This window comes from Streptomyces sp. M41 (assembly GCF_043673425.1).
Classification (GTDB): domain Bacteria; phylum Actinomycetota; class Actinomycetes; order Streptomycetales; family Streptomycetaceae; genus Streptomyces.
The window spans coordinates 87,616-94,269 of record NZ_JBIMKE010000030.1 but is presented as its reverse complement, the minus strand read 5'-3'; the positions used below and the strand labels follow the sequence as shown (position 1 = coordinate 94,269).

At 68.7% G+C, this 6,654-nt stretch carries 8 protein-coding genes; 4 read left to right on the top strand and 4 right to left on the bottom strand.

Translation table 11 applies throughout. The features are described 5' to 3' along the window. Window positions 1-340: 340 nt before the first annotated feature. Window positions 341-991 (bottom strand): DNA-3-methyladenine glycosylase, encoded by a 651-nt coding sequence (locus ACHBTE_RS29260; protein WP_394727487.1) that lies wholly within the window; start codon window positions 989-991, stop codon window positions 341-343. Window positions 992-1,132: 141 nt separating this feature from the next. Between ACHBTE_RS29260 and ACHBTE_RS29255 the strand changes: the two genes are divergently transcribed. The 3 genes from ACHBTE_RS29255 (at window position 1,133) to ACHBTE_RS29245 (ending at window position 3,147) form a co-directional block, all read left to right on the top strand. Beyond that, window positions 1,133-1,915, top strand: coding sequence for a sporulation protein (locus ACHBTE_RS29255; RefSeq protein ID WP_394727485.1), 783 nt, complete (start codon window positions 1,133-1,135; stop codon window positions 1,913-1,915). A gap of 43 nt (window positions 1,916-1,958) precedes the next feature. Further along, window positions 1,959-2,495, top strand: a complete 537-nt coding sequence (locus tag ACHBTE_RS29250) for a YbhB/YbcL family Raf kinase inhibitor-like protein (RefSeq protein ID WP_394727483.1) — start codon at window positions 1,959-1,961, stop codon at window positions 2,493-2,495. A 145-nt stretch (window positions 2,496-2,640) separates the two neighbouring features. Further along, window positions 2,641-3,147 (top strand): HNH endonuclease, encoded by a 507-nt coding sequence (locus tag ACHBTE_RS29245; protein ID WP_394727481.1) that lies wholly within the window; start codon window positions 2,641-2,643, stop codon window positions 3,145-3,147. Between the two features lie 136 nt (window positions 3,148-3,283). On the opposite strand, the gene ACHBTE_RS29240 is transcribed toward ACHBTE_RS29245, so the two are convergent. From ACHBTE_RS29240 to ACHBTE_RS29230, 3 genes are all read right to left on the bottom strand, one after another. Then, window positions 3,284-4,228: an SPFH domain-containing protein gene (locus tag ACHBTE_RS29240; RefSeq protein WP_394727479.1), complete on the bottom strand. Its 945-nt coding sequence runs from the start codon at window positions 4,226-4,228 to the stop codon at window positions 3,284-3,286. Window positions 4,229-4,361: 133 nt separating this feature from the next. Beyond that, window positions 4,362-4,793: an NfeD family protein gene (locus ACHBTE_RS29235; RefSeq protein WP_394727477.1), complete on the bottom strand. Its 432-nt coding sequence runs from the start codon at window positions 4,791-4,793 to the stop codon at window positions 4,362-4,364. Window positions 4,794-4,850: 57 nt separating this feature from the next. Further along, a complete protein-coding gene (locus ACHBTE_RS29230; protein WP_394727475.1) occupies window positions 4,851-5,648 on the bottom strand; it encodes an ABC transporter ATP-binding protein in 798 nt (265 codons plus the stop codon). A gap of 136 nt (window positions 5,649-5,784) precedes the next feature. Here ACHBTE_RS29230 and ACHBTE_RS29225 point away from each other — a divergent pair, with 136 nt between their 5' ends. Beyond that, window positions 5,785-6,573: a hypothetical protein gene (locus tag ACHBTE_RS29225; RefSeq protein WP_394727473.1), complete on the top strand. Its 789-nt coding sequence runs from the start codon at window positions 5,785-5,787 to the stop codon at window positions 6,571-6,573. Window positions 6,574-6,654: the final 81 nt, after the last annotated feature.

Sequence of the window (6,654 nt, the reverse complement as noted above, 5' to 3'; positions counted from 1 at the left end):
GCTTCCTTTGTACTCACCCTCTCGGGCTTTCCTCCGGGCGCTTCCCTTCGGTCTTGCGTTTCCGACTCTATCAGATCATTTTCCGATCCGATTCCCTGTCGGCGGGATTGTCTTGGGCCTTTGGGCTTTCGCCCGTCGGCCTTTCGACATTCACTACGTTAGCGGATTCCCCCGCCCGATTCATAATCGGGCTCCGTGGACGCGAATTCGAGCATGCGGGCACGCCAAAATCGACCCGGTTGAGGGTGTTTCGCAGGTAGTGGGTTGGCCGCTCCGGCTGCTGACTTCGCAGTACCCGGTTCAGCGGCTCGGGCTACGTTACGCCCCTCGCCCAGACGCGTCAACTTCGGCGGCGCCTCGGGACATGGGCCCGATAGGGGCTCACCGTGGGGTCGTTGGCGATCCAGTAGCGCCAGGGGTGGACGTCGCCGTTGCCGCCGTCGCCGGCCACGCCGGTCCGGGGGCCGTTGCGTACCTGGTCGGAGGGGACGGGTGTGCCGGTCAGCATCTTCAGCGGGGTCTCGTCCGCGGTGCAGGCGTCCGTGCCGTCCAGAGTCCGGTCGACGTCCAGGGCCGTGGCCAGGCGGGCCGGGCCCTTGGCCAGTTCCTTGTCGTTGCGGGCCGAGAGTCGACGGGTGCGGGCGAGTTCGGCGCCCTCCACGATCTCCCCGGCGCGCAGCAGGACCGCGCTCGCCCGGCCGTCGGGGCCGCACACCAGGTTCATGCAGTGCCACATGCCATAGGTGAAGTAGACGTAGACGTGTCCGGGGGGACCGAACATCACGTCGTTGCGGGGCGTGCGTCCGCGGTAGGCGTGGGAACCGGGGTCGTTCGGGCCGTCGTAGGCCTCGACCTCCGTGAGGCGGAGGGCGATCGGACCGTCCGGGGTGCTGCGTACGAGGATGCGGCCGAGGAGGTCGGGGGCTACCTCCAGGACGGGCCGGTCGAAGAAGTCTCGGGGCAGGGGCGTACGGTCGGGGGTCGCGATCATGCCGTCCGAGGGTACTGGAGACGGGTCATGGCGACGGGGTGGTCAGGGAGCGTGCGCCTTGCCAGGGTGGGGGCGCGGAACCGGCCACGGTCGGATCGCGTTGGTAGGGATCAGGGATCCACTCTGAACATAAGGAGAGTCATGGCGTTCAAGAAGCTGCTCGCGAGCCTGGGGGCCGGCGGGGCTTCGGTCGAGACGGTGCTGACCGAGGTCAACGTCGTTCCGGGCGGTGTCGTCCAGGGTGAGGTGCGGATTCAGGGCGGGTCCGTGGCCCAGAACATCGAGGGTCTGTCCGTGGGGCTCCAGGCGCGGGTCGAGGTGGAGACCCAGGACTCGGAGTACAAGCAGGACATCGAGTTCACGAAGATGCCGCTCGGCGGTGCCTTCGAGCTTCAGGCCGGGGCCGTGCACGCGGTGCCCTTCGGGCTGGAGATCCCGTGGGAGACGCCGATCACCACGATCGACGGTCAGACCCTGCGCGGGATGAACATCGGTGTGACGACGGAGCTGTCGATCGCGCGGGCCGTGGACTCCACCGACCTGGACCCGATCAATGTGCACCCGCTGCCCGCGCAGAAGGCGATCCTCGACGCCTTCATCCAGCTGGGCTTCCGCTTCAAGAACGCGGACATGGAGCGCGGTCACATCCGCGGTACGCGGCAGAAGCTGCCGTTCTACCAGGAGATCGAGTTCTTCCCGCCGCAGCAGTACCGCGGGATCAACCAGGTCGAGCTGAGCTTCGTCGCGGACGCGAACACGATGGACGTCGTCCTCGAGATGGACAAGAAGCCCGGTCTGTTCAGCGAGGGCAGCGACACCTTCCGGTCCTTCCAGGTGGGTCTGAACGACTTCCAGGGGACCGACTGGGCGGCGTACCTCAACCAGTGGCTGTCCGAGGTCGGCAGCAAGCGCAACTGGTTCTAGGCTCGGAACCGCTGATTCCACTGTTTCGTCAGGAGGTATCGAAGTGACCGAGCTCAAGAGGCCGCTGCCCCACGACTTCCATCCGCCCGTACCGTCGTTCACGGTCGCGAGCGAGGACGTCGAGGAGGGCGGGATCCTCAAGGACGCTCAGGTCCACGCGGCCGGCAACACATCCCCGCAGCTGCGCTGGGAGGGTTTCCCGGCCGAGACCAAGAGCTTCGCCGTGACCTGCTTCGACCCCGACGCGCCTACGGGCAGCGGGTTCTGGCACTGGGTTCTCTTCGACGTCCCGGCGTCGGTGACCGAGCTGCCGGCCGGTGCAGGCAGCGGCAAGTTCGAGGGGTTGCCGGAGGGCGCCGTACAGGCTCGTAACGACTATGGGTCGAAGGAGTTCGGCGGTGCCGCGCCGCCGCCGGGGGACGGGCCGCACCGCTATGTGTTCACGGTGTACGCCGTGGATCAGGAGAAGCTCGGTCCGGACTCGGACGCGAGCCCGGCTGCCGTCGGGTTCAACCTGCGGTTTCACACGATCGCCCGTGCACATGTGATCGCCGAGTACGAGGTGCCCGCCGAAGCCTGACGTTCATGGAACGTTTGCCCGCCCCCGGTCATGGAAGTGATCGGGGGCGGGCATTTTTTATTTCGTTGTCCATCTCGGCGTGCCCGGCCAGAGTTGATCCCAGTCCGCCAGGGGGTGGGCAGGTGCGCACGGGAGGTGGGCTGCAATGCGGGACACGCTGGTACTGAACGCGAGCTTCGAGCCGCTGTCGACGGTGACGTTGAATCGAGCCGTCGTTCTGGTGCTTCAGGACAAGGCCGTCGTCGAGCAGTCCCACCCCGAGCTCCGTATGCGGGGAGCCGAGGTCGACATACCGGCGCCCCGGGTGATCAGGTTGTGCAGATATGTACGGGTGCCGTTCCGAAGACAAGCGCCGTGGTCGAGGCGGGGTGTGCTGGTGCGGGACCGGCACCGGTGCGCGTACTGCGGGCGCCGGGCGACGACCGTGGACCATGTGGTGCCGCGGTCGCACGGTGGGCAGGACACGTGGCTGAATACGGTCGCCTCGTGTGCGGAGGACAATCATCGGAAGGCGGACCGGACGCCTGAGCAGGCGGGTATGCCGTTGCTGCGGGAGCCGTTCGAGCCGACGCCTGCGGATGCGATGTTGCTGGCGCTGGGGGCCGACGAGTTCGCTGCGCTGCCGGATTGGCTGGCGGCGGATGCGGCCTGACCCGTCGCCGGGGGCGGCCAGTTGTTCGTAGGCTGCGGGTTGTGGGTGGCTGGTCGCGCAGTTCCCCGCGCCTTGAAGCCTTTGGGGCTCGCCTCACTTGGCGGGCGAGCCCCATCGTCGTACGGCCGTATGCGCGTCAGTCGATCGACGGCTTCTCTCGGCGCTCCGTTCCTGTGCCGGAGGCTCCGTTGCCCGAACCGCCGCCCAGGCCGCCCAGGTTGCCCATCGCGCCCGACAGGCCCTTGAGGGCGTCGCCGATCTCGCTGGGGACGATCCAGAGCTTGTTGGCGTCGCCCTCGGCGATCTTCGGGAGCATCTGGAGGTACTGGTAGCTGAGGAGCTTCTGGTCGGGGTCGCCGGCGTGGATCGCCTCGAAGACCGTACGGACGGCCTGGGCCTCGCCCTCGGCGCGCAGGGCGGCGGCCTTGGCCTCGCCCTCGGCGCGCAGGATCTGGGACTGCTTCTCGCCCTCGGCGGTGAGGATGGCGGCCTGGCGCGTACCTTCGGCGGTGAGGATCGCGGCGCGCTTGTCGCGGTCGGCGCGCATCTGCTTCTCCATCGAGTCCTGGATGGAGGTGGGGGGCTCGATCGCCTTGAGTTCGACGCGGTTGACGCGGATGCCCCACTTGCCCGTCGCCTCGTCGAGGACGCCGCGCAGGGCCGCGTTGATCTCCTCGCGGGAGGTCAGGGTGCGTTCGAGGTCCATGCCGCCGATGATGTTGCGGAGCGTGGTGACGGTGAGCTGCTCGATCGCCTGGATGTAGCTGGCGACTTCGTAGGTGGCGGCACGGGCGTCGGTCACCTGGTAGTAGATGACCGTGTCGATGTTCACGACCAGGTTGTCCTGGGTGATCACCGGCTGCGGCGGGAACGGTACGACCTGTTCGCGCAGGTCGATGCGGTTGCGGATGGTGTCGATGAACGGGACCACGATGTTGAGGCCCGCGTTGAGAGTCCGCGTGTAGCGGCCGAAGCGTTCGACGATGGCCGCGCTCGCCTGTGGGATGACCTGGATCGTCTTGATCAGGGCGATGAAGACCAACACCACCAGAATGATCAGGACGATGATGACCGGTTCCATCGTCGTTTCCCCGTACCCCTTCTCCGCTGCGGCAACTTCGGCAGATCTTATGGTTGTTGAAGATCTTGCTGGTCGAGTCTGACAGACCGTCGCGTGCCCCGTGGCGCGTTCGCGCCACTTACGTCGTGCGAGGTCACATGACGATGGCCGTGGCCCCCTCGATGTCCACGACGTCCACTTCCTGGCCTACTTCGTAGGCGCGGTCGGTGTCGAGGGAGCGGGCCGACCAGATCTCTCCGGCAAGCTTGATCCGGCCGCCGGCCGCGTCGACGCGTTCCAGTACGACTGCCTGTCTGCCTTTCAACGCCTCGATGCCGGTGGCGAGTTGGGGCCGCTGGGCACGGTGTCGGTTCGCGATGGGACGTACGACGGCGATGAGTGCGGTCGATACGACGACGAAGGAGATGACCTGGACGACGGCGCCTGCGCCGAAGACGCCGGCGACCAGGGCGGCGGCCACGGCCCCCACCGCCAGCATGCCGAGTTCGGGCATCGCGGTGATCACGAGCCCGATGCCGAGCGCTGCCGCGCCGATCAACCACCAAACCCACGCGTCGATTTCCACATGGTCATGGTAGGACCGCGGGCCCCGTCGCGGACAGGGCGCCGATCGTCCGAAAGGTCAGGAGAGCGGGAGGCCCTGTGCCGTCCAGCGCTCGCCGACCTGTTCGACGACGAGCGGGAGGCCGAAGCAGAGGGAGAGGTTGCGGGAGGTCAGTTCGAGCTCCAGCGGGCCCGCGGCGAGCACCTTGCCCTGACGGATCATCAGGACGTGGGTGAAGCCCGGGGGGATCTCCTCGACATGGTGGGTGACCATGAGCATCGAGGGGGCGATCGGGTCGCGGGCGAGGCGGCCGAGACGGCGGACGAGGTCCTCACGGCCGCCGAGGTCGAGGCCGGCGGCGGGCTCGTCGAGGAGGAGCAGCTCGGGGTCGGCCATCAGGGCGCGGGAGATCAGGGTGCGCTTGCGCTCGCCCTCGGAGAGGGTGCCGAACTTCCGGTCGAGGTAGTCGCTCATGCCGAGGCGGTCGAGGAAGGCGCGGGCGCGCTGCTCGTCGATGTCCTCGTAGTCCTCGTTCCAGGTGGCTGTCATGCCGTACGCGGCGGTCAGCACGGTCTGGAGGACGGTCTGGCGCTTGGGGAGCTTCTCGGTCATGGCGATGCCGGCCACGCCGATGCGCGGGCGCAGCTCGAAGACGTCGGTGCCGGGCTTGCCGAGGGTCTCGCCGAGGATGGTGGCGGTGCCCGTGGTCGGGTAGAGGTAGCTGGACGCGACGTTCAGGAGGGTGGTCTTGCCGGCTCCGTTCGGGCCGAGGATGACCCAGCGCTCGCCCTCCTTGACCGACCAGGAGACCTGGTCCACCAGAGCCCGGCCCTCGCGGACCACGGATACGTCCTGAAGCTCCAGAACATCGCTCATGAGCGCGTTGTCTCCCCTTGCTGTGACCGGTCTCGGCGTCTCGGTGGTCGCGTGCCCCTGTGGGCGCAGCCCTCTAGGAAATCTACGCCACCGGTCCGGCGCATCATTCCATCGGTCCGGTCCTTAGGGTGGTGGCATGCTCTCGGAACCACGTTCAGGACGCCTCGCGGCTTGGGGAAATGCCCTTTTGGCCGGACTTGTCTCGCCGGATGACGCCGTGCTGGAGATCGTCGGCGACGATGCCGTGCACCGGGTGGAGGGGCTGCCGGGTGAGTCCGCGCCGGTCGGGCTCACGCTGGCGCTGGGGCGGCTGCGAGCGCTCGGGGTGAGCGGGCTGCGGGTGGCGCTGCCGGCGCCGGGGCATCCGCTGGGGTTGAGCGGGCCGCCGGAGTTCAATGCGCGAGCGCTGGACGCGGAGGAGGCGGTGATCTGTCACGGCGCCGCGTTCGGGTTGGTGCCGGAGGTGTACGAGGCCGGGCCGGACGGCGATGTCCATGTCGAGGTGGTGTGGCACTGCCTGGCCGTACGGGAGGCGCCGCCCGCCGATGTGCCGTCGCTGGGCGAGGCCGAGCGGGAACTGGCGGAGGGCCTGCGGGAGGCCACCGCGGTGTTGGCGCGGCTGGATGTGGCCGGGTCGGGGCCGGTGGCGGAGGCGGCGATCGATGCGTACCGGGCGCGGGCCGAGCGGGGGCGGGAGGTGTTGGCGCCGGGGTATCCGCCGAGGGCGGTGCGGGTGCTGGAGCTGGCGCAGCGGGTGGGGCTGCTGGTGTCGCTGGCGTATGAGAACGGGCACGGGGGTGCGGTCAGCTCCGCCGAGATGGGGGCGCGGGCGGAGGCGTTGCGGCCGGTGGAGCGGGTGGCTCGGCGGGCGCAGGTGGCTGCGTACAACGCGTATGTGGAGGAGCGGGAGCGCGGGGTTCGGTGAGCGCCGGCCGGGCCGGTGCCCCGCGCTGGGGCGGGCCGGGGTGTGCGCTGCCCGGCGTCGCAGGGTGACCCGGCCGGTGGA

What these genes read in the sequence shown, in the direction of transcription:
- ACHBTE_RS29260 (WP_394727487.1), bottom strand. Translation starts at nt 991, where the DNA reads ATGATCGCGACCCCCGACCGTACGCCCCTGCCCCGAGACTTCTTCGAC.
- ACHBTE_RS29255 (WP_394727485.1), top strand. Translation starts at nt 1,133, where the DNA reads ATGGCGTTCAAGAAGCTGCTCGCGAGCCTGGGGGCCGGCGGGGCTTCG.
- ACHBTE_RS29245 (WP_394727481.1), top strand. Translation starts at nt 2,641, where the DNA reads ATGCGGGACACGCTGGTACTGAACGCGAGCTTCGAGCCGCTGTCGACG.
- ACHBTE_RS29240 (WP_394727479.1), bottom strand. Translation starts at nt 4,228, where the DNA reads ATGGAACCGGTCATCATCGTCCTGATCATTCTGGTGGTGTTGGTCTTC.
- ACHBTE_RS29230 (WP_394727475.1), bottom strand. Translation starts at nt 5,648, where the DNA reads ATGAGCGATGTTCTGGAGCTTCAGGACGTATCCGTGGTCCGCGAGGGC.
- ACHBTE_RS29225 (WP_394727473.1), top strand. Translation starts at nt 5,785, where the DNA reads ATGCTCTCGGAACCACGTTCAGGACGCCTCGCGGCTTGGGGAAATGCC.